Raw genomic sequence first — 19,951 nt, forward strand, 5'->3', positions numbered from 1 at the left:
TCCACGAACAGCCATGTTCGCCATCGGGTAGGCTCGCCGCATGGGACGACGCCGCACCGTGCTCGCCACCCTGGCCGTGCTGCTGGCGACGGCCACCGCGCCACCCGCCGGGGCCGCGACGGAGCGGCGCAGCGAGCAGTTCGTCGCGTCGGACGGCGTGGCGCTGCAGACGACGCTCACCGGCCAGGCCCCGCTCGTCGCGCGACCGACGATCGTCGAGTTCAGCCCCTACGGTCGCGACAGCGGCACGTTCGACGCCGGTCCCGCGTACAACCACCTGCTCGTGCAGCTCCGCGGCACCGGCGACAGCCACGGGCGCTTCGACGTCCTCGGCCCACGCACGCAGGCCGACCTCGCCGAGACGCTCGGCTGGGCCTGCAAGCAGCCCTGGAGCGACGGGCGCTTCGGGCTCGCCGGCTTCTCCGCCAGCGCGATCGCGGTCTACAACGCGCTGCACCTCGAGCTGCCGTGCGTGCGCGCCGCGGTCCTGAAGTCCGGGACGCACGAGCTGTACCGGGACCTGCTCGTGCCCGGTGGCGTGCAGAACATCGTCCCCGGCGCGGTCGTCCTCACCGGCATCGGCGGCATCGCGCTCGCGCAGGGCCTGCAGCGCGACCCGGCGACCGCCGCGGACGCCCTGCTCGGCCTGCTGCGCTCCGGGACCGAGGTCCTGCAGCACCCGACGCTCGACGGCTGGTGGCGCGAGCGCGGCTACCGCGGCAACGGCAACCCGGGCCTCCCGGTCCTCGCGGTCGCCGGCTTCTCCGACGTCGAGTCGCGTGGAGCGTTCGAGGGCTACCGCGCGCTGCGCGACGACGGCGCCCACCTGCTCGTGATCGGCGCCCACGACGCACGGCCCGCGGGCACCGACGGCGGACTGGGGGAGATGCGCGCATGGATGGACCGCAACGTCCGCGGCATCGACAACGGCGTCGACGACCACCCGCGCGTGCAGCTGTGGCTGTCCGACGGGGACCGCGCGAGCTACGCCAAGGGCCGGTTCGTGCGGCGCGACGCGACCGACTGGCCCGTGCCCGGCACGCGCTGGCGCTCCCTCTACCTCGACGCCGCACGCAGCGGCAGCGCCACCTCGCTGAACGACGGAACGCTCGCCGACCGCCCGGCGCAGCGGCCGGTCCGCCAGCGCTACCCGGGCCTCGTCAGCGTGCCGACGATGACCGACGTCCCGAACGCCGCGATCATCGACGCGGCCGGGGCGAGCGCGCTGACCGACGCGCTGCCCGCCCTCGGGGACATGCGCCTGGCCGAGCCGCTCGGGCTCTCCTACACGACCCCGCCGCTCGCGCGCGACCTCGTCGCGGCGGGGCCGGCGGCGCTGGAGCTCGACCTCGCGACGACCACGCCACGCGCCGCGATCTGGGCGGTGGTGTCCGACGTCGGTCCATCCGGGATCCCGAAGCCGCTCGGGGTCGGGCGGCTCTCGACCGACTTCCCGGACACCGACCCCGCCCGCGACCGCACCGACGCCGACGGCGCGGTCGTGCAGCCCTACGGCCGCTACGACCGGCCTCGGCCTGCCACCCCGGGCACGAGCCGCCGCTACCGCGTCGAGCTGTGGCCGCTGGGCAACCGCTTCCGGGCCGGTCACCGGCTCCGCCTGCACCTCGTCGGCACATCGCTCGCCTCGGTCCCCGACCTGCCCGGCCTGAACACGGTGACGATCGGCGGGGCGGGCGGCTCGCGGCTGCTCGTCCCCGAGCTGCCCGACCCGGCGCCCGCGAGCCCCGCGCCGGCCTGCCGGTCGCGCCGGACGGTCACCGTCACCGTCCCGCGCGGCGACCGGCGACGGCTGCGCTCCGCGACCGTGACCGTCGGCGACCGCGTCGTGGCGCGGCTCACCCGGACCCGTCCGCGCGCCCGCGTGGACCTGCGCGGTCGCCCGCGCGGCACCGTCCGCGTGCGCCTGCACCTGCGGTTCGCGGACGGCCGCCGCGTGGTGCGCACGCAGCGCTACCGGCTCTGCGCGCCGCGCCGCGGCTGACGGGCCCGGAGCCCGGGAACGCCGGGGGTCGGGGATAGGATGCCGCGCGATGCAGCCCGGATCCCCGCCCGCGGTCGGCCTCGCGCACGACTACCTCCTCGTGATGCGCGGCGCCGAGCGGACGTTCGCGGAGATCGCGGCCTGCTGGCCGACCGCGCCGATCCACACGGCCCTCTACGACCCGGAGGCGATGCCGCGCTTCGCCGGTCGCGACGTGCACACGTCGGTCCTGCAGCGCACGGGCGTGCGGCAGAACGGCTTCCGCCGGCTGCTGCCGCTGTTCCCGGCCGCCGTGTCGCGGATGCGGATCGACGCCACCGAGCTCGTCGTCTCGTCCTCGTCGGCGTTCGCGCACGGGATGCGCGTGCCCGAGGGCGTGCCGCACGTCTGCTACTGCTACACGCCGTTCCGCTACGCCTGGCACGAGCGGGCGACCGCGCTGCGCGAGGTGCCCGCGCCCGCCCGTCCCGCCCTGCGCCTCGTCCTCGACCAGATCCGCCGCTGGGACGTGCGTGTCGCCGCGCGGGTCGACCACTACGTCGCGATCTCCGAGATCTCGCGCGAGCGGATCGCCGCCGCGTTCGGGCGTGACGCCCCGATCGTGCACCCGCCCGTCGAGGTCGAGCGGTTCACGCCGACCGCGGGCGGCGAGCATCTCCTCGTCGTCTGCGAGCTCGTCTCGCACAAGCGCGTCGAGCTCGCGCTCGAGGCGGCGCAGCGCGCGGGCTGGCCCGCGGTCGTCGTCGGCACCGGTCCCGAGCAGGCGCGGCTGGCCCGCGACTTCCCGACCGCGCGGTTCGCCGGACGGGTCTCCGACCCCGAGCTCGCCGTCCTCTACGCGCAGGCCCGCGCGGTCGTCGTCCCCTCCTACGAGGAGTTCGGGATCGTCGCCGTCGAGGCCCAGGCGTCCGGCACCCCGGTCGTCGCGCCGCGGCGCGGTGGCGCGGCCGAGACCGTCCTGGACGGGGTCACCGGCGTACTCCTGGACGAGGTCAGCGCCAGGTCGATCGCGGCCGCGCTCGCCCACGAGGTCGTCGCCCAGCCCGACGCCGCGGCCCTGCGCGCGCAGGCGGACCGGTTCTCCGCGGCCACCTTCCGGCGCCGGCTGGTGGAGACCGTCGAGGAGCTCACCGGCCGCCCGGCACCCGCGGGGACCGTCGCGGACGCCTGACCGGGCCGCTGCGAGCCGGGTCGGCCCGCGGTCGTGCACGACGCGGAAGGGGGACGCCGGACGGGCGTCGAATCCCGTGTCGCCCATGAAGAGGACGTCGACCCAGACCATCGCCCCGCCGCACGAGGCGCACGGGCATCAATCGCTCTCGGACTACGTGCAGTCGCGGTTCGACGAGTTCTCGCGCTCGCAGAAGGACGTCGCGCAGTACATCGTCGACCACCTCGACGAGGTCGCGTTCCAGACCGCCGAGGAGCTCGCCCGCCGCGCGAACACGTCGAGCTCGACCGTCGTGCGGTTCTCGCAGGCGCTCGGCTTCGAGGGCTTCCCGGAGCTGCAGCACGCCGCCCGCGAGGAGTACCGCCGCCGCCACGAGAACGGTGGGGGACGGGGCACGACCGTCGAGCCGCTGTTCTCGCTGGACCGCTCCGCGTTCGAGACCGCGGTCGCCGCCGACCACGCGAACGTCGAGGAGACGGCCCGCAAGGCGTCCCGCAGCGAGATCGACGCCACGATCGACGCGATCGCCGGCGCCGACCGCGTCCTGATCGCCGGGACCGACCAGATGGCGTTCTTCGCCAGCTACATGCGGCACCTGCTGATGCTGCTCGACCTCCGCGCCGAGATCGTCGCGAGCCCCTCCCAGGAGGCGCTCAGCCGCCTCGGGCGCATCGACGACCGCACGCTCGTCGTCGGCCTCAGCGCCGGCCGGCCGCACCCGCTCGTCGTCCGCGCCCTGAAGCTCGCCCGCCACCGCAAGGCGCGGACCGTGGCGATCACCGACGCGACGCTGTCCGAGGTCGCCAAGCTCGCCCAGATCCGGCTCTACTACTCCAGCGACAGCCCCGCCTACGTGCGCTCGCACACCGCGCTGCTGAGCGTCATCCAGGGACTCGCCTACGGCGTGTACGCCCGCGACGCCGAGCAGTACGCCGATCGCATCAAGGCGTTCCGCCTGAAGTAGCCGGACCGGCCTGCCGCCGGGCGCCAGCTTCGACGACGCGGCGCGGGGCCGTCGCCCCCGTGGCTCTACACTGCGGTGCATGCGCGACGAAGCGACGTTCGGGGTCAAGGTCGGACTGGCGGAGATGCTCTCCGGCGGCGTCATCATGGACGTCGTCGATGCGGAGCAGGCCCGCATCGCCGAGGCGGCGGGAGCGTGCGCGGTCATGGCGCTCGAGCGCGTCCCGTCCGACATCCGCCGCGACGGGGGCGTCGCGCGCATGTCCGACCCGGAGATGATCCGCGGCATCCAGCAGGCCGTCACCATCCCGGTGATGGCGAAGGCCCGCATCGGGCACTTCGTCGAGGCCCAGGTGCTCGAGTCCCTCGAGGTCGACTTCATCGACGAGTCCGAGGTCCTGACGCCCGCCGACGAGGCGCACCACATCGACAAGTGGGCGTTCAAGATCCCGTTCGTCTGCGGTGCGACGAACCTCGGCGAGGCGCTGCGGCGCATCGGCGAGGGCGCCGTGATGATCCGCTCCAAGGGCGAGGCCGGCACGGGCGACATCGTCGAGGCGGTCCGCCACATGCGCAGCATCCGCGGCGAGATCAAGCGCCTGACCCGGCTGGACGACGCCGAGCTCGCGACGGCCGCCAAGGAGCTGCAGTCGCCGCTGGACCTCGTCCGCGAGGTCGCGTCGACCGGCAAGCTGCCCGTCCCGCTGTTCTCCGCGGGCGGCATCGCCACCCCGGCCGACGCGGCGCTGATGATGCAGCTCGGCGCCGAGGCCGTGTTCGTCGGCTCGGGCATCTTCAAGAGCTCCGACCCGGAGCGGCGTGCCCGCGCCGTCGTCGAGGCGACCACGCACTTCCAGGACCCGGACCGGATCGCCAAGGCGTCCGAGGGCCTCGGCCCGGCGATGATGAGCCTCGAGACCTCGAAGCTCCCCGCCGACCAGGTCTTCGCGACCCGCGGCTGGTGAGCGACCCCGCCGGCGCCGGCCCGCGGGTCGGCGTCCTGGCGCTGCAGGGCGCGTTCGCCGCGCACGCCCGGGCACTGCACCGCTGCGGTGCCCGGACCTCGGAGGTCCGCACGCCCGCGGGCCTGCAGGGGCTCGACGCGCTCGTCCTGCCGGGCGGCGAGTCCACGACGATGATGCTCGGCATCGCGCGGGAGGGACTCGCGGAGCCGCTGCGCGCGTTCGCGGCGTCCGGCCGCCCGGTGCTGGCGACGTGCGCGGGCCTCATCGTCCTGGACCGCGAGCGGCTCGGCGTGCTCGACCTGCGGTGCGCCCGCAACGCGTTCGGGCGGCAGCTGCACAGCTTCGAGGAGGACCTGGAGGTGGCGGGCCTCGACGGCGGGCCGCTGCACGCGGTCTTCATCCGCGCGCCCTGGGTCGCCGAGCACGGGCCGGCCGTCGAGGTGCTCGCCACGGTCGACGGCCATCCCGTCGCGGTCCGCCAGGGTGCGGTCACCGGCGTGTCGTTCCACCCGGAGCTGACCGGCGACGACCGGCTGCACGCCGCGCTCGTCGCCCGCGCGGCCGCCGGCACGCCGGGATAGGCTGGCGGGCGTGGACCTGCGCCGACGGATCGTCGCCCGGCGGTTCCGCTCGTCGATCGAGCGGCACGTCCGCCCGGCCGCGTTCGGCGCCTACGGCTCGGGGACGGTCGTCCACCCGCCGCTGCACGCCCCGCGCCGAGAGGACGTGCACGTCGGCGACTCCACCTACGTGCTCAGCGGGGCCCAGCTGCTGACCGGTGGGTCGGGCGGCGGCTCGACCGGCCGCATCACGGTCGGCTCCGGCACCTACCTGGGGCGGGACCTGACGATCGTCGCGCACGAGCTCGTCGAGATCGGTGACGACGTGATGGGCTCCGACCGGCTGTACCTCGCCGACACGGAGCTGATCCCCGGGCCGGACGGGCCGGTGCCCTCCACGCCGCGGCCGGTGCGGATCGGGGCCGGGGTCTTCCTGGGCACCGGCGCGATGGTGCTGCCGGGCGTGACGGTCGGGGCGCGCAGTCTCGTCGCGGCGGGTGCGGTCGTCGACCGCGACGTCCCGCCCAACGCGGTCGTGGCGGGGAACCCGGCGCGCGTCGTGCGCCGGTTCGACCCGGGCGCCGGCGGCTGGGTGCAACCGGCGCGGGACTGAGGTCGTTCAGGGCGCGGGCGTCGGCGTGGCGGCGGGCTCGAAGCCCGGGGCGCCGCCGTCGCCGCTGCCCGAGCTCGAGTCCTGCGGCTCGGTGAGCGCCTCGTCCTGCTGGCCGCTGTCGCTCTGCGGTCGCGCGCTGCTGCCGCTGTCGCCCTGCCCGCGGGTGCTGCCGGACGACGGGGACTCGTCGGCGGGAGCCGCGGGAGCGGCGGTCGTCGGCGTCGCCGCGCCGTCCTGCTCGTCCTCGGCCTCCTCCTGCGCCTTCTCACGGCGCTCGGCGGCCCGCTGCGCCGCGGCCTCGCGCGTCGTGCGGCGGTCGGACGCCTCGATCCGTGCGAGCGCCGCGCGCGCGGCCTCGGCGGCGCGGCGCTGGATCGCATCGTCGGCCGGCGGGCGGCGGGCGGGCGGGGCCGGGTTCGGCGGCCCGGGAACGCCGCCGGGCGGCTCGGGCGCGGTGCCGCCGAAGACGCCGGCGATCGCGGAGGCCGTGACGACCGCGGCGGTGACGATGACGGCCGGGACCACGACGCGCGGGACGAGCGAGCCGGAGCGCGCAGGCTCCTGGGCGGGCGCGGGCCCGTCGGCGGCCCGCTCGCCGTCCGCGTCGTGCGGCGGCAGGACGGTGAGCACCGCGGTCTCGTCCTCGGGCGCGAACGGGTCGTCCTGCGGCTCCTCGGCGTCGCGGTGCAGGTCGATGACCACGACCTCCGCCGCCTCGGGCTCCTCGAACGCGGCCGGGTCGTCCTCGAACGGCTCGGGCTCGGGCTCGGGCGCCGCCTCCGGGACGACCGGGGCGGGCGTGACCGGAGCGTCGGCGACGGTCTCGACCGCGGCCACGGCCTCCGGCGCGGGCGGCGCGGGGGCCTCGTCGACGACCGGCTCGGGCGCCACGGGGACCGGCTCGTCGATCGCGGGACGGTGCAGGACCGGGGCGGCGGACGTCAGCGCGGCCACGACGCGCGCGACGACGGCCGCGTCGGCGGCTTCCGTCTGCGGCCGGCGGAACGCCGCCTCCGCAGCGTCGATGGACTCGGCGAGCTCCGCGCAGACCGCACAGGTGACGAGGTGCTTCGTCAGCCGCGCCTCCTCGGAGACCGCGTTCATCCCCTCCAGCCGCGACACCGCCAGGAACGGGGTGGCCGGGCACTCGGGCCGCGTGCCGCGCACCGGGCAGAGCGCCGCGACCGAGTGCCGCGTGCAGGACAGCAGCAGCGCGTCGGGCGCGAGGTCCGCCGGGTCGTCCGCCGCCGCGACCGCGCCGCGGAACCGCGCGAACGCCTCTGCGGTCGCGTCGAGCGCCGCCGCCTCGTCGCAGACGAGCCGCGCGTACGCGTAGACGGCGCCGCTGCGGCGCTCGGCCAGGCCGACGAGCGCCTCGGGGTCGCCGTCCCGCACCCCCTGCGGTGTCACGCGGGATGTCGAGGACGTCGTCACGTGCACCAGAGAGTAGTGGGTGGACCCGGACGGGACGCCCGCCCCTGACGGCCCGTGGAAGCGGTCCGCGTCAGGGCAGGATCGTGATCTTCGAGGACACGCGACTGACGTTCCCGGAGCCGTCCACGGCCCGGGCAGCGACGAGCAGCAACGCCGGCGGGAGCCGCGGCCCGATCTTGAACCGCCACGACCGCTTGCCGACCGCGACGTTGCGGAACGCGCGCAGCTGGCAGTTGAACGTCGGGCGGAAGCGGTCGCCGTCGAGGAAGAAGCAGCGACCGACGCTGTTGACGTACGTCACGGCGATCTCGACCTTGAGGATCCCGGAGCCGCCGCGGTCGGTCGTGACGCCGCGGATCGTGCGGCGCGACCGCGAGGTCGAGACGCTCGTGATCCGTGCGCGGGGCCGGATCCGGTCGAGCGTGAGACGGAAGGTGCGACCGATCGGATCGGGGAGGATGCCCGGCCCGGTGGCCCGGATCGTGATCGAGCGGCCGGGCCGGCGCAGCGACACGGTCGGCCCGCACGTGAACGGCACCCCGAGGTCGACGCGGCACAGGTACCGCGTCGCGCCGGGGTCGTCCGCGCCGACCGTCACGGAGCGGGACGTGCGGTCGACGCTCGAGGTGCGCGCGGGGACGAGCCGGCGCACGAACACGTCCGCCAGCGCGTCCGGGACCCCCGGGACGAGGTTCGTGGCGGTGCTGACGAAGCCGACGGTCTCCCCGTCGTTGGTGATCGTCGGGCGCTGCAGCAGCTGACCGGTCAGCTCGGGCTGGCGGCGGCCGCCGTCGTTGGCGACCGAGGCGATCGTCGTGGTGAAGGTGCGCAGGTCGCGCACGAAGATGTCGGCGCCCACGCCGTCGCCGTCCCGCGCGAGGTTCGTGGCGAACGACTGGAACGCGACATGCCGCCCGGACGGCGTGATCACGGGGGAGACCGAGTCGTTGTTCCCCTGGACGCTCGAGCTGCTCGAGCTGACCAGCCGGGTCGTCTCCTCGCGGCGGTCGCGGACGAAGACGTCCGAGCGGCGGTTGATGTCGTTGGGGACGAGGTTCGACGCCTCGGAGTCGAACACGACGAGCCGACCGGTCGCGTCGAGGTCGCTGACCATGCGGAACGGCGCGGTCACCGCCCGGTTCTGCTGGCGGCCGTTGGTGCTGACGCTCACGCGCGAGGTCTCGCGGCGGACGAGGTCGCGCACGAACACGTCGGCCTGGCGGTTGGTGTCCTCGTCGACGAGCGTGTTGGCGGCCGACTCGAACGACACCACGCGGCCGTTGGCGCTGATCGCGGGCGTCGAGGACCGGAACCGGGCCTGCTCGCCGTCGGTGCTGACGCTGACCCGCTCGGTCTGCCCGGTGAGGAGGTCACGGACGAACACGTCGGTCTGGCCGTTGGAGTCGCCGTTGACGAGGTCCGAGGCGTCGGACTCGAACACGACGTAGCGGCCGTCGGCGGAGATGTCCGCGTTGCGCGACGCGCGGTTGCCGAGCGTGCCCGACGGCGTGACGCTGACCGGGAGGACCCGGCCGATCCCGTCGCGGACGAACACGTCGGAGGCGCCGTTGCCGTCCCCGGGGACGAGGTTCGTCGCGTCGGAGGTGAACACGACGCGCTGTCCGTCACGGGACATCGCCGGGTCGGTCGAGGCCCCGTCGGCGCCCGTGCCGTCCGGGGTGGCGGAGACGAGGCGCCGCTCACCGGAGACGCCGTCGAGGACGACGACGTCCGCGATCGGGCCGTTGAGCTCGTCGCCCGGGACGATCCCGGTGGAGGTCGTCGTGAACGCGATGACCCGCCCCGTGGTGCTGAGGAACGGCTCGGCGCTCGACCCGTTGGCCGGCACGCCGCCGGACTGGGTCGAGATCTGCAGCGTCCGCGGCTGCACGACCGCGCCGTGGGCGACGCCGACCAGCGGGACCCCGAGGGCGACGGTGACGGTGAGGAGGGTGCGGCGCGGATGCCGGCGCAGGACGGCGATCACGAGCCCGGCGCCTCACGTCCGGGCTGGGCCGACGGCTCGGCGCCCTGCGGGACGTCCGGCGAGGCGGGCGCCTCGGCGACCGGGGTCGACGGTGCGGCGGGGGCCGACGGCGCGGGCCGCGACGGGCGCGACGGCTGCTGCGGGGTCCGGACGGGCTGCCGCACCGGGGCGCTCGGCGCGGCGGCCGCGGGCGCGGACACGACCGGGGCGGCGGCGACGGCGGCCCCGCCGCCCCCGGTGGCCGGGGCGGCGGCCGCGGCGGCGCGACGCGCCGCGCGGCGCGAGCGGCTGACGGCCCGGGCGGCGCTGCGGCGGGCCGCGCGGTTCTCGGCGGCGGCGCCGCGCTCCTGCTGGCTGATCGTCTGCTCGGTGAACCCGGTCGTGCCCGCGACGTCCGCGGGGGCGGCGACGGTGACGGCCGGCTCGTCGGAGGAGAACGTCCCGGCCGCGGCGGCAACGCCCAGTGCGGCGACCGCGACCACGGCCACGCCGCCCGCGTAGAGGGTCGAGCGGTTGCGGGTCGCGCGGATCGGGGCGAATCGCGGGACGGTCGACGCAGGGACGACGGCGACCGGTGCGCCCTCGGCAGGTGCCCACGCGTCGGATGCGTCGGCCGCGGCGACGGAAGCGGGAGCCGCGGTCGCCCACGGGTTCGCGGACGTGGCGGGAGCGGCCGCGGCGGCGACCGCCCACGGGTTCCCGGACCGGGCGGGCTCGCCACCGTCGGCCGCGACGGCGGGGGCCGGGGCGTCGACGGCCGCGGCCGGCACCGCGTCGGCGACGACCCAGCTGCTGGCGTCGTGCGCAGACGCCGGCCGCGCCGCGTCGGCGGGCAGCCACGGGGTCGACGTGGCCTGCGGGCCGGAGGGCGTGGCGGGCGTCGCGGCCGCAGCCGTCGCCGTCGCCCCGTCCGGCTCGTCGGCGCGCGGGACCCAGGGGGACGCCGCGCGCGGAGTGTGCTCTGCCCCGCTCATCCCGTGAATGCAACCACGTCGGGCGGCTGTCTGCATCGGTCCGGCTCGTGGATCAGTCGCGGCGCAGATACCCGCGCGCCTCGCGGACGAGGTCGCGTTCCAGCGCGACCGTGGCGACCGCGGTGGCCGCGACGAAGGTCGCGAGCTCGGCGATCGTCACCAGACCCCGCTCGGAGGCCCCGTCCAGCAGCCGCAGCCCGAGGGTGACGGCCGTCGCGACGAGGGCCGGGGCGAACGCGCGGACGCAGTGCGCCAGGGTCCGGAACGCCGGGAAGATGCGCCGCAGGAACCAGAACCGGGCGAGCACGACGACCACGGTCTGCACGAGAAATCCCACGGCGAGCCCCTCGAGTCCCTCGAGCAGGATCAGCGGGAGCGTCACGACGAGGAACGCGACGAGCGTCAGCCCGGCCGCGACGGCCATCGGCCGCGTGTCGTCCCGGGCCCGCAGGATGCTGTCCCAGTTGAACCCCAGGTGGTTGATCGCGGCGGCGACCCCGAACGCCTCGAGGACCGGGATCGCGTCGCCCCAGCGGTCCTGGCCGAGCACGAAGTGCACGAGGTCCCCGGCGAACACCGCGAGCCCGAGCCCGAACGGCGCCGCCCACAGCAGCGCGATCCGGTTCGCCTTGGTGAACACCTCCTGCAGCACCTCGGTCCGGTCGGCGACCGCGCAGATCGCCGGGTAGAGGGTGCCGGAGACGATCTGGTCGACGCGGTCGGCGAACTGCGAGATCGAGGCCGCGAGCGTCACGACGCCGGCCGCGGCGATCCCGAGGTGCGCGGTCGTCGCGGTGATCGTCCCCTGCGCGATGACGATCGCGCTGCCGGACGCGAGCAGCAGCGGGATCGAGAACGACGCGTAGCTGCGCAGCGTCCCGCGGTCGTAGCGCAGGCGCAGCGGGTACGGGCACGAGCGGACGCTCACGATCGCCGACGCCCATCCGCCCGCCACGACGCCGAGCACGAGCGCCCAGTAGCCGGCCCCGGCGATCGCCAGCGCGATCGCCACGACAAACGAGACGAGCGGGTCGACCGCCTGCAGCAGCCGCTGCTTGAGGAACTCCAGCCGCCGGTAGTAGATCCACAGCGGTGCCTGCAGCACCAGCGCGGGCATCACGCAGAGCAGCACGTAGCCGGGCAGCACGATCTCCGACGGGGCGAACGTCACCGCGATCACCGGGATCGCGCCGGCGAGCACGAGCGTGAACAGGGCCGTGAACGCGAGCTCGAGCGTGAACGCCTTCTGGAAGGCGAGCTGCTGGTCGGGATCGTCCTGCTGGATGTACTTGTCGCCGATCCCGACCTGCTTGAGCCACAGCAGCGTGCCGAGCGAGATGATCAGCACGCCCCAGATCCCGTAGTCGTCGGGCTCCAGGAAGCGGGCGAGGATGACGCCGCGCAGCAGGCCCAGCGCGGCGAGCGCGACGAGGAAGACGCTGTTGACGAGCGTGCCGCGCGCCGCGACGACCCGCAGGCTGCGGCCGCGCAGGTCGAAGCGCTGGGAGCCGGGACTGCTCACGAGCCCTCCCGACGGGCCGCGAGACGGGCGGCCAGGAGCGCGCGGGCGCGGTCGCGCCGCCAGCCGTACCCGACCGGGGCCAGGCGCGCCGCGACGGTGAGCGCGGCGGACCGCACGACGCCCGCGCCGATCGCCAGGCCCCACCACGCGGCGGTGCGCGCCGGCCCGAGACGGCGGCGCGACCAGGCGTGCGCCGCGCGCTGGCTGCGCTGCAGTCGCCCGGCGCCCCACGCCTGCGTGGTCGACGCGGCGACGTGGTGCTCGACCACCGCATCGGGCACGTAGCGGGTCGGGGCCCCGGCCCGGGCGGCGCGCCAGCAGAGGTCGAGGTCCTCCGCGTACATCCACATCGACGGGTCGAAGCCGCCCAGCCGCTCCCACAGCGCGCGCGGCAGCAGCAGGAACGCGCCGTGCGCCCAGTCGACGGTGCGCCCCGCACCCGGATCCCAGGCGCCCTCCAAAGCGAGCCGCCGCGCCTCGCCCGGAAGGACCCGCGCGAGGCCGAGGTCGACCGCCGCGACCTGCCGCAGCGACGGGAACGGGTGCACGCTGTGCTGGATCCCGCCGCCCGGGGTGCGCAGGCACGGCGCGAGCACCGCGTCCCCGTGCCGGGCGGCCGCGGCCAGCAACGCGTCGAGCGCCCCCGGCGTCACCGCGGTGTCCGCGTTCGCGACGGCCACGTACGGCGTCCGGGCCCCGGCCAGCGCGACGTTCGCGGCCGTGCCGAACCCGGGGTTGTCGAACCGCTCCACGAGCGCCGCCCACGGATGTGCGTCGCGGACGAGGGCGGGGGAGCCGTCACCCGAGCCGTTGTCCACGACGACGACCGCGGCGCGCCCCGCGGCGTGCTCGGGCTCGAGCGCGCGCAGGCACGCGTCGAGGAGGTCCCGCGTGTTCCACGAGACGACGGCGACGGTCACGGCGGGTGCGGCGTGCGCGGACAACGGGCCCATCCTCGCAGGCGCGCCCTCGGGCATACTCGCCGCGTGATCGCGATCGACGCGCGCGCCGCGGTGCGCCCCGAGCTCGGCGGGGTCGAGCGCTGGGCCCGCGAGCTGGTCGCGCGGCTGCCCGCGCACGCGCCCGGCCGCTACCGGGTGCTGGCGCCGCCCGCCGCGCTCGCGCACCGCGCCGGCCACGTCTGGGAGCAGGCGTGGCTGCCGCTGCGGGCCGCCCGTCACGAGGCGCTGCTGTGCCCCGCGAACCTCGCTCCGCTGGGGTCGCCGCGCACGACCGTGATCGTCCACGACGCGGCGGCGCTCCGGGACCCGTCCTGGTACAGCCCCGCCTACGTCCGCCTCCAGCGGCTGCTGCTGCCCCGGATCGTCGCGGGAGCGGCGCGCGTGCTGACCGTCTCCGCCTTCTCGGCGCGCGAGCTGCGCGAGCTGCTCGGGGTCGACGCGACCGTCGTGCCCGGCGGGGTGGGGGAGGCGTTCCGGCCCGTCGACGACGCGGCGGTCGCCGCCGCGACCACGGCGGTCGGCCTCGAGCCCGGCGCGCCCTACGTGCTGACCGTCGCGAGCCGCACCGCGCGCAAGAACCTCGCCGCCCTCGGGCCCGCCGCCCGGCGCCTGGCCGGGGAGGGGGTGACGGTCGTCGCGGTCGGCGGCGACCGGCCGCAGTTCCGAGCCGAGCCCGCGGTCGCCGGGATCCGCGAGCTCGGCCCGGTCGCGGACGGCCACCTTCCCGGGCTCTACGCGGGGGCGGGCGCGTTCGTGCTGCCGTCCCGCTACGAGGGCCTCGGCCTACCGTGCCTGGAGGCGATGGCGTGCGGGACACCGGTCGTCGCCGCGCGCGCCGCCGCGCTGCCGGAGACCTGCGGCGGCGCGGCCCGACTCGTCGACCCCGACGACCACGAGGGCTTCACGGCCGCGCTGCTGGACGTCCTGGCCGATCCGGCGCCGTGGCGTCGCCGGGGGCTCGCGCACGTCGCGGGTCGCGGCTGGGACGCCACCGCCGCGGCGGTCCACGCCGCGATCGCGCTCAGGCCGCGCTGAACCGCACGACGCCGTCGTCGCCGACGTCCTCGCGGACGCGGCCGTCGGCGAGCAGCAGGTCGGTGTGGCCGAGCACCTCGCTGAGGGTCAGCAGCGCCTGGCTCTCGGCCGCGTCGCCCCACATCCGGCGCGCGACCTCGTGCGCGCTCAGCGGCTCGTCCTCCACGAGCCGCGCGATCTTCGCGGCGCGGCGCTCGTGCAGCCGCTCGCGGTCCGCGACGAGCGCGCGATGGTCGGCGAACGGCTCGCCGTGACCGGGCAGCACGAGCTCCAGGTCGGTGGCCGCCGTGGTCCGCATCGACGCGATGTAGGTCGCCAGCGCGTGCGGGCGCGGCGCGTCGGCGGGCCGGCCGAGCGGCCGCTGGATCAGCGGGTTGGAGCTGATGTGGGCGAGCAGGTGGTCGCCGCCGAGCAGCACCCCGCGCGCCTCGTCCAGCAGCACGGTGTCCGAGGGGCTGTGCCCGGGCCGGTGGTGCACCCGCAGCGTGCGCCCCGCGAACTCGAGCGTGCCGCCGTCCGACAGCGGGCGGTCCACCGGGCAGGCGCCGCCCCAGCCCCGGAACGCATGGGAGACCGCGGCCAGCGCGTTGGCGACCGGTCGGGGCACCCCGTGGGCCGCGAGCAGCAGCTGCGTGAACTCCTCGTCGAGCACGGTCTCCTGCGCGTACCCGGCCAGCCACGGCGCCAGGGCGTCGAGCGCGCAGACCTCCGCGCCCGAGCGGCGGGCGAGGATGCCCGCGAGCCCCTGGTGGTCGGCGTGCTGGTGGGTGATGACGATCCGCTCGAGGTCCTCGACGCGCCGGCCGAGCGCCGCGAGCGCGCGCTCGAGCTCGTCGAGCGCGCGGCCGGAGTTCGGCCCGCAGTCGACGAGCGTCAGCGGCTCGTCCTCGATCAGGTAGCAGTTGACCCGTCCGACGAGGAACGGGGTCGGGATGGGGAGGGCGTGGATGCCGACGGCGCGGGCGCCCGCCCACGGGTCGCCGCTCACGCGCGGATCACGCCGAGCACCTCGTCGCGCTTGGCCTCCATGTCGGCGTGCGAGACGAGCGACTCCAGGCACAGGCGCAGCAGCGGCTCGGTGTTCGACATCCGCACGTTGAAGTGCCAGTCGTCGAAGTCGACCGACACGCCGTCGACGTGCGTGACGGTCGCGCCGGGCCGGGAGCCGTAGAGCTCCTCGATCTCCTTCGCCTTGGCGGGCCCGTCCGCGACGGTCGAGTTGACCTCGCCGGAGATGAAGTACTTCGCGCGGTAGGGGGCGAGCAGCTCGCTGAGCGTCTTCGCCTCGACGGAGAGCTTCTCGAGGATCAGCAGCGCCGGGATCGTGCCGGAGTCCGCGCAGTAGAAGTCCCGGAAGTAGTAGTGGCCGGAGACCTCGCCGCCGAACAGCGAGCCCTCGCGCTTCATCCGGCCCTTGAAGAAGGCGTGGCCGACGCGGTTGATGTGCGCCGTGCCGCCCGCGGCCGTCACGGTGTCGGCGACCGCGTAGGAGGCGCGCGCGTCGTAGAGGATCGCCTCGCCCGGGGACTTCGCGAGCAGGTGCTCGGCGAGGATCGCGGTGAGGAAGTCGCCGTCGACGAACTCGCCGGTGTCGTCGATGAAGAAGCAGCGGTCCGCGTCACCGTCCCAGGCGATCCCGAGGTCGGCGCCGGTCTCCTTGACCTTGGCGATGATGAACTCGCGGTTCTCGGGGAGCAGCGGGTTGGGCTCGTGGTCGGGGAAGTTCCCGTCCGGCGTCCAGTAGGTCTCGATCAGCTCGATCGGCAGGCGATCGAGGACGGGGCCGACCATCGGCCCGGCCATGCCGTTGCCGCCGTCGACGACGACCTTCAGCGGCCGCACGTTCGCGGGGTCGATGAACGAGAGCGCCTTGTCGAAGAACTCGGCGTACAGGTCGACGTCCTGCACCGTGCCCGGCTGGGCGGCGGGCTCGCCGAGGCCCTCCTCGATGAGCCGGCGGATGTCCTGGATGCCCTCGTCGCCGCTGAGGGCGATCGCGCCGCGCTTGACGAGCTTCGCGCCCGTGTACGCCTTCGGGTTGTGCGAGGCGGTGCACATCAGGCCGCCGTCGAGCTCGCGCGAGCCGACGAGGTGGTAGAGCATCTCGGTGCCGACCTGGCCGGCGTCGAGCACCGACGCCCCCTCCGCCACCATGCCGGCGCGGTATCGGCCCGCGAGCTCCGGCGCCGTGAGACGCATGTCGCGCCCGAGACCGAGACGGACGTCGGAGACCGGCTTGCCCTCGAGTCCGGCGATGACCCGGGCGAACGCCCGGCCGATGGCCTCGGCGACGTCACCGGTGATCTGCTCGCCGTAGAGGCCGCGGACGTCGTAGGCCTTGAAGATCTCGGGAGGCACGCTCATGCGCGCATCCTATGTCCGCGGGCGGCGTGCCGGAACTGCGGCGCTCCGGTCACCGTGCGGCGACCGGAGCGACGGACGCGTCAGCGACGGGCGCGACGCGCCTGGTTCATGAAGAACAGCGCGACGCAGCCGAGCAGCGCGAGCACGAGCGCGATCGACCCGGTCGGCGCGCCGTCGTCGGTCTGGGGCGCCGCGCCGAGCGCGGAGGCGCTGTCCGGCGTGACGGACTCGGTCGTCGAGCCCTCGCCGAGCATGATCGCGCCGAGCTTCTGCTTGCCCTCGGTGGTGTCGACGTTGTCGACGACCGGGATCTTCAGGTCCTCGTAGTCCTCGACGAACGAGGGCTTCGTGTCGCTGATCTCGACGTAGGCGACCGGGATGCCGGTGGAGCGCAGGCCCTCGGCGACGCCCTCGAGGAGCTCGGCCGCGTCCTTGCTGATCCCGGCGCGGCGGGTGAGCACGGCGCGGATGACCGGCGCGAACAGCGGGTCGTTCTTGAAGATGACGGGCAGCGCGTCGGTGAGCGCGGGCGTCGGGTTGACGAGCTGCGCGCCGAACGCGCGACCGATCGCGCGGGGGCCCTCGGAGGAGAGCGCCTTCGCCTCGTCGGACTCCAGGAACTCCTTCAGCGTCTTGCTCGAGGCGTCGCCCTCGAAGAGCACCTGCAGGCCGGCGCCCTCGAGCGCCTGGCGGATGTCCTCGAGCAGGTCGTCGGACGCGAGACCCCAGGTGAGGACCGTGACCCGGTTGGTCGGGAAGCCGGTCGGCGCGGCGGACGTGTCGCCGGAGCCGGTCGTGGTGGCGGCGTCGCCACCGGACGCCGTGTCGCCCTCGGAGGCGCCGTCGTCCTCGGCCGCGTTCTCGCCGGCCTGGTTCTCGTTCTCGGTGCCACCGGAGTCGGTGGGCTGCTCCTCGGCGGGCGTGCCGGGGTCCTCGGTGGTCGGCGCCGGGGTCGGCGTCGCCGTGGGCGTCGTGCCCTGGCCGCCGACCGGCGTCGTGTTGACGCCGTTGCCCGGCGTGTACTGGTCGCCGCCGGCGCCCTGGCCGTACGCGACACCCCCAAAGCAGAGCCCCGCGACGACCGCCGCCACAACGCCTGCAATCAGCTTCCGCACCGTCTTCCCCGATCTGGATGCACTACACGTTGGTGTGATCCCGGCAACACCCCTGCGCCGGACCGTGCTAAGGCTAGCCGGAATCCGGACGTAACGCGAGCGAGCGGCGCAGAATCCCCTGCACGAGGGGGTTCAGCGTCTCGTGCGGGACACGAACCCGGGCGGCAGCGCCGCGAGCGGGTTGAGCTGCAGCACGCGACCCATCTCGGCGGCCGCGGCGTCCTCGCGACCGAGCTGCCGCAGGACGATCGCGTGGTCGTAGCGCAGGGTCCAATCCTCCGGAGAGCGGTCGATCGCCGCGCGGAACGCGCGCTCGGCGGGGACGAGCTCGCCCAGGCGCAGGGCCGCGAGCGCCTCGATGCGCAGCGCGCGCGGGCGCACCGTCGGTCCGTCCGAGCGGCGGGCCAGTGCGACCGCCTGCTCGCCGTTGCCGCGCTCCAGCGCCGACTCGGCCCGGTCGACCCGCCGCTCCTGCTGCAGCGACAGCGCGAGCACGAACGCGGCCGCCAGGAACGCGCACGCGAGCGCTCCTCGGATCGGTCGGGAGAGCGCGACGGCGTCCACGGCCCGCGATCCTAGCGCGACGTTCCGCCGACATCGTGCACTACGCTGCCGCGGTGCACGGAGGACGGGGCGAGGGGCGGACGCGGACGCGTCGGGGTGGCGGACGGGTGCCGCTGGAGCCCCTCCACGTCCTGGCCTGCGTCCTCGTGGCCGGGCTGCTCGTGCTCGCCGCCTGGACCTCGGGCGGCTACTTCCCCACCGACGTCGCGCTGATCGGCGTCGTCGCGCTCGTCGGGCTGGCGCTGCTCGTGCTCGTCCTCCCGCGCGTCGCGGTCCCATCGGGACCGGGGCTGCTGACGCTCACCGGGATCGTCGCCCTCGCCGCCTGGAGCGGCCTGTCCGCCGCCTGGTCCCCGGACCCGGTCGCGGCGACCCAGGCGATGATCCGTGCCGGCGCCTACGCCGCCGTCTTCGCCCTCGCGCTGCTCGCCGCCGGGACGGGCCGCCACGCGGCGCTGCTCGTGCGGCTCGTCGTGCTCGTGCTCGTCGCGATCTGCGTCGCCGCGGTGCTCTCGCGCCTGCGGCCGTTCCTGATCCCGACCGATCCCGGCCTCGTCTCCTTCGCGGGCGGGCGGCTCTCGTACCCGATCAGCTACTGGAACGGCCTCGGGGCGATCGCCGCGATGGCGATCGTCGCCACCGCTGCGCTGGCCTGCGACCCGCAGGGCCGCCGGGTCGAGCGGGCGCTGGCCGCCGCCGGCGGGACCGTCGCCACGCTCGCGCTGTACCTCACGCTCTCGCGCGCGTCGATCGCCGCCGCGCTCCTGGGCCTCCTCGTGCTCGCCGTGCTCTCGCCGCGCCGCGTGCGGCTCCTGGGGTCGGCCGCCATCATCGGGGCGGCGGGCGCCGTCGCGGTGCTCGTCGTGCGCGGGTCGCCGGAGCTCGTCGACATGCCCGGTGCCCTCGACGTGCAGTCCCGGGAGGGCGGGCGCGCCCTCGCGGTCCTCGTGGCGCTCGCCGCCGGCGCCGCCGCCGTGCAGTGGGTCGTCGCGGCCCTCGAGCCCGGCACCCGCCCGACCGGCTCCCGGTCCCGCGGTCGTCACGTCCCCGTCGGGGCGCAGCGCGTCCCGGTCGTCGGGATCGTCGCGGGCCTCGTCCTCGCCCTGGTCGGCGCCGCCGGCTACGCGGCCGCCGGCGAGCGGCTCGAGGGACGGGTCGCCGACGGCGTCTTCGGCGCGCGGTCGTTCGTCGACCGCCAGTACGACGAGTTCCTCGACTCGAGCGCGGCGCCCGCACGTGGGCAGGAGCGCCTGTCGGAGTCGCGGTCCAGTCGCTCGGAGTCCTTCCGTGTCGCGCGCGAGACGTTCGCCGACGCGCCGCTCGTCGGCGTCGGCGCGGGCGGCTACCGCGTGGCGTGGTTCGAGCGCCGCGAGATCACCGAGAGCATCCGCAACGCGCACTCGCTGCCGCTGGAGACGCTCGCGGAGCTCGGGCTCGTCGGGGGTGCGATCCTGGCGATGATCCTCGCCGGCCTGCTGTCGGGCCTGCGGTCCGTGCGCGTGCGGACGCGCGGCCTGACGCGCGCGCAGGCCGCGGCGGGCGGGGGCGCCGTGACCGTCTGGGTGGTGCACGCCGCCCTGGACTGGGACTGGCAGCTCGCGGGCGTGACGCTCCCGGCGCTCGTGCTGGCGGCGGCGCTGCACAGCTCGCTCCCGGGCGGCCGGGGCGGGGGCGAGGGGTCGCGCGGACGCGGTCGCGGGGCGGCCGCCACGTCGTGACC

General features: G+C 75.8%; 17 protein-coding genes. 8 read left to right on the plus strand and 9 right to left on the minus strand.

Going from position 1 to position 19,951, the window contains the following annotated elements; genetic code table 11:
* The first annotated feature begins 40 nt into the window (after positions 1-40).
* The 6 genes from GKE82_RS01755 (at position 41) to GKE82_RS30340 (ending at position 6,274) form a co-directional block, all read left to right on the plus strand.
* On the plus strand, positions 41-2,002 hold the full coding sequence (locus tag GKE82_RS01755; RefSeq protein ID WP_154732145.1) for a CocE/NonD family hydrolase: 1,962 nt from the start codon (positions 41-43) through the stop codon (positions 2,000-2,002).
* A gap of 49 nt (positions 2,003-2,051) precedes the next feature.
* The gene (locus GKE82_RS01760; RefSeq protein WP_154732146.1) at positions 2,052-3,173 is read left to right on the plus strand and encodes a glycosyltransferase; all 1,122 of its coding nucleotides are present in this window, start codon (positions 2,052-2,054) and stop codon (positions 3,171-3,173) included.
* A gap of 85 nt (positions 3,174-3,258) precedes the next feature.
* Positions 3,259-4,137 (plus strand): MurR/RpiR family transcriptional regulator, encoded by an 879-nt coding sequence (locus GKE82_RS01765; protein ID WP_107570924.1) that lies wholly within the window; start codon positions 3,259-3,261, stop codon positions 4,135-4,137.
* A 79-nt stretch (positions 4,138-4,216) separates the two neighbouring features.
* A complete protein-coding gene (gene pdxS / locus GKE82_RS01770) occupies positions 4,217-5,101 on the plus strand; it encodes a pyridoxal 5'-phosphate synthase lyase subunit PdxS (protein ID WP_154732147.1) in 885 nt (294 codons plus the stop codon).
* On the plus strand, positions 5,098-5,682 hold the full coding sequence (gene pdxT / locus GKE82_RS01775; RefSeq protein ID WP_309233332.1) for a pyridoxal 5'-phosphate synthase glutaminase subunit PdxT: 585 nt from the start codon (positions 5,098-5,100) through the stop codon (positions 5,680-5,682). The genes pdxS and pdxT overlap by 4 nt, the downstream gene beginning before the upstream one ends.
* 10 nt (positions 5,683-5,692) lie before the next feature.
* Positions 5,693-6,274: an acyltransferase gene (locus tag GKE82_RS30340; RefSeq protein ID WP_309233333.1), complete on the plus strand. Its 582-nt coding sequence runs from the start codon at positions 5,693-5,695 to the stop codon at positions 6,272-6,274.
* Between the two features lie 6 nt (positions 6,275-6,280).
* Here GKE82_RS30340 and GKE82_RS01785 read toward each other — a convergent pair whose 3' ends face one another.
* The 5 genes from GKE82_RS01785 to GKE82_RS01805 form a co-directional block, all read right to left on the minus strand.
* A complete protein-coding gene (locus GKE82_RS01785) occupies positions 6,281-7,708 on the minus strand; it encodes a hypothetical protein (protein WP_154732148.1) in 1,428 nt (475 codons plus the stop codon).
* Positions 7,709-7,778: 70 nt separating this feature from the next.
* Complete coding sequence (locus tag GKE82_RS01790; RefSeq protein ID WP_154732149.1) at positions 7,779-9,695, minus strand: PD40 domain-containing protein; 1,917 nt, start codon at positions 9,693-9,695, stop codon at positions 7,779-7,781.
* On the minus strand, positions 9,692-10,669 hold the full coding sequence (locus GKE82_RS01795; RefSeq protein ID WP_154732150.1) for a hypothetical protein: 978 nt from the start codon (positions 10,667-10,669) through the stop codon (positions 9,692-9,694). The genes GKE82_RS01790 and GKE82_RS01795 overlap by 4 nt, the downstream gene beginning before the upstream one ends.
* A 52-nt stretch (positions 10,670-10,721) precedes the next feature.
* Positions 10,722-12,191: an oligosaccharide flippase family protein gene (locus tag GKE82_RS01800; protein WP_196189018.1), complete on the minus strand. Its 1,470-nt coding sequence runs from the start codon at positions 12,189-12,191 to the stop codon at positions 10,722-10,724.
* Positions 12,188-13,135 (minus strand): glycosyltransferase family 2 protein, encoded by a 948-nt coding sequence (locus GKE82_RS01805; RefSeq protein WP_196189019.1) that lies wholly within the window; start codon positions 13,133-13,135, stop codon positions 12,188-12,190. Before GKE82_RS01805 ends, GKE82_RS01800 begins: the two co-directional genes overlap by 4 nt.
* Positions 13,136-13,177: 42 nt before the next feature.
* Between GKE82_RS01805 and GKE82_RS30505 the strand changes: the two genes are divergently transcribed.
* Entirely contained in the window at positions 13,178-14,188 is a 1,011-nt protein-coding gene (locus tag GKE82_RS30505; protein ID WP_154732153.1) for a glycosyltransferase family 1 protein, read from the plus strand.
* Here GKE82_RS30505 and GKE82_RS01815 read toward each other — a convergent pair.
* The 4 genes from GKE82_RS01815 to GKE82_RS01830 all read right to left on the minus strand — a co-directional run bounded on the left by GKE82_RS01815 (position 14,175) and on the right by GKE82_RS01830 (position 18,231).
* Positions 14,175-15,176, minus strand: coding sequence for an MBL fold metallo-hydrolase (locus GKE82_RS01815; protein ID WP_196189020.1), 1,002 nt, complete (start codon positions 15,174-15,176; stop codon positions 14,175-14,177). The two genes, GKE82_RS30505 and GKE82_RS01815, sit on opposite strands and share 14 nt — an antisense overlap.
* The gene (locus GKE82_RS01820; RefSeq protein WP_154732155.1) at positions 15,173-16,552 is read right to left on the minus strand and encodes a phosphomannomutase/phosphoglucomutase; all 1,380 of its coding nucleotides are present in this window, start codon (positions 16,550-16,552) and stop codon (positions 15,173-15,175) included. The genes GKE82_RS01815 and GKE82_RS01820 overlap by 4 nt, the downstream gene beginning before the upstream one ends.
* 80 nt (positions 16,553-16,632) lie before the next feature.
* Positions 16,633-17,667, minus strand: coding sequence for a hypothetical protein (locus GKE82_RS01825; protein ID WP_146175472.1), 1,035 nt, complete (start codon positions 17,665-17,667; stop codon positions 16,633-16,635).
* A 132-nt stretch (positions 17,668-17,799) separates the two neighbouring features.
* A complete protein-coding gene (locus GKE82_RS01830; RefSeq protein ID WP_107570936.1) occupies positions 17,800-18,231 on the minus strand; it encodes a hypothetical protein in 432 nt (143 codons plus the stop codon).
* A 107-nt stretch (positions 18,232-18,338) separates the two neighbouring features.
* Here GKE82_RS01830 and GKE82_RS01835 point away from each other — a divergent pair, with 107 nt between their 5' ends.
* A complete protein-coding gene (locus GKE82_RS01835) occupies positions 18,339-19,949 on the plus strand; it encodes an O-antigen ligase (protein ID WP_107570937.1) in 1,611 nt (536 codons plus the stop codon).
* Positions 19,950-19,951 lie beyond the last annotated feature (2 nt).

The organism is Conexibacter sp. W3-3-2 (assembly GCF_009707605.1).
GTDB classification, from domain to species: domain Bacteria; phylum Actinomycetota; class Thermoleophilia; order Solirubrobacterales; family Solirubrobacteraceae; genus Paraconexibacter; species Paraconexibacter algicola.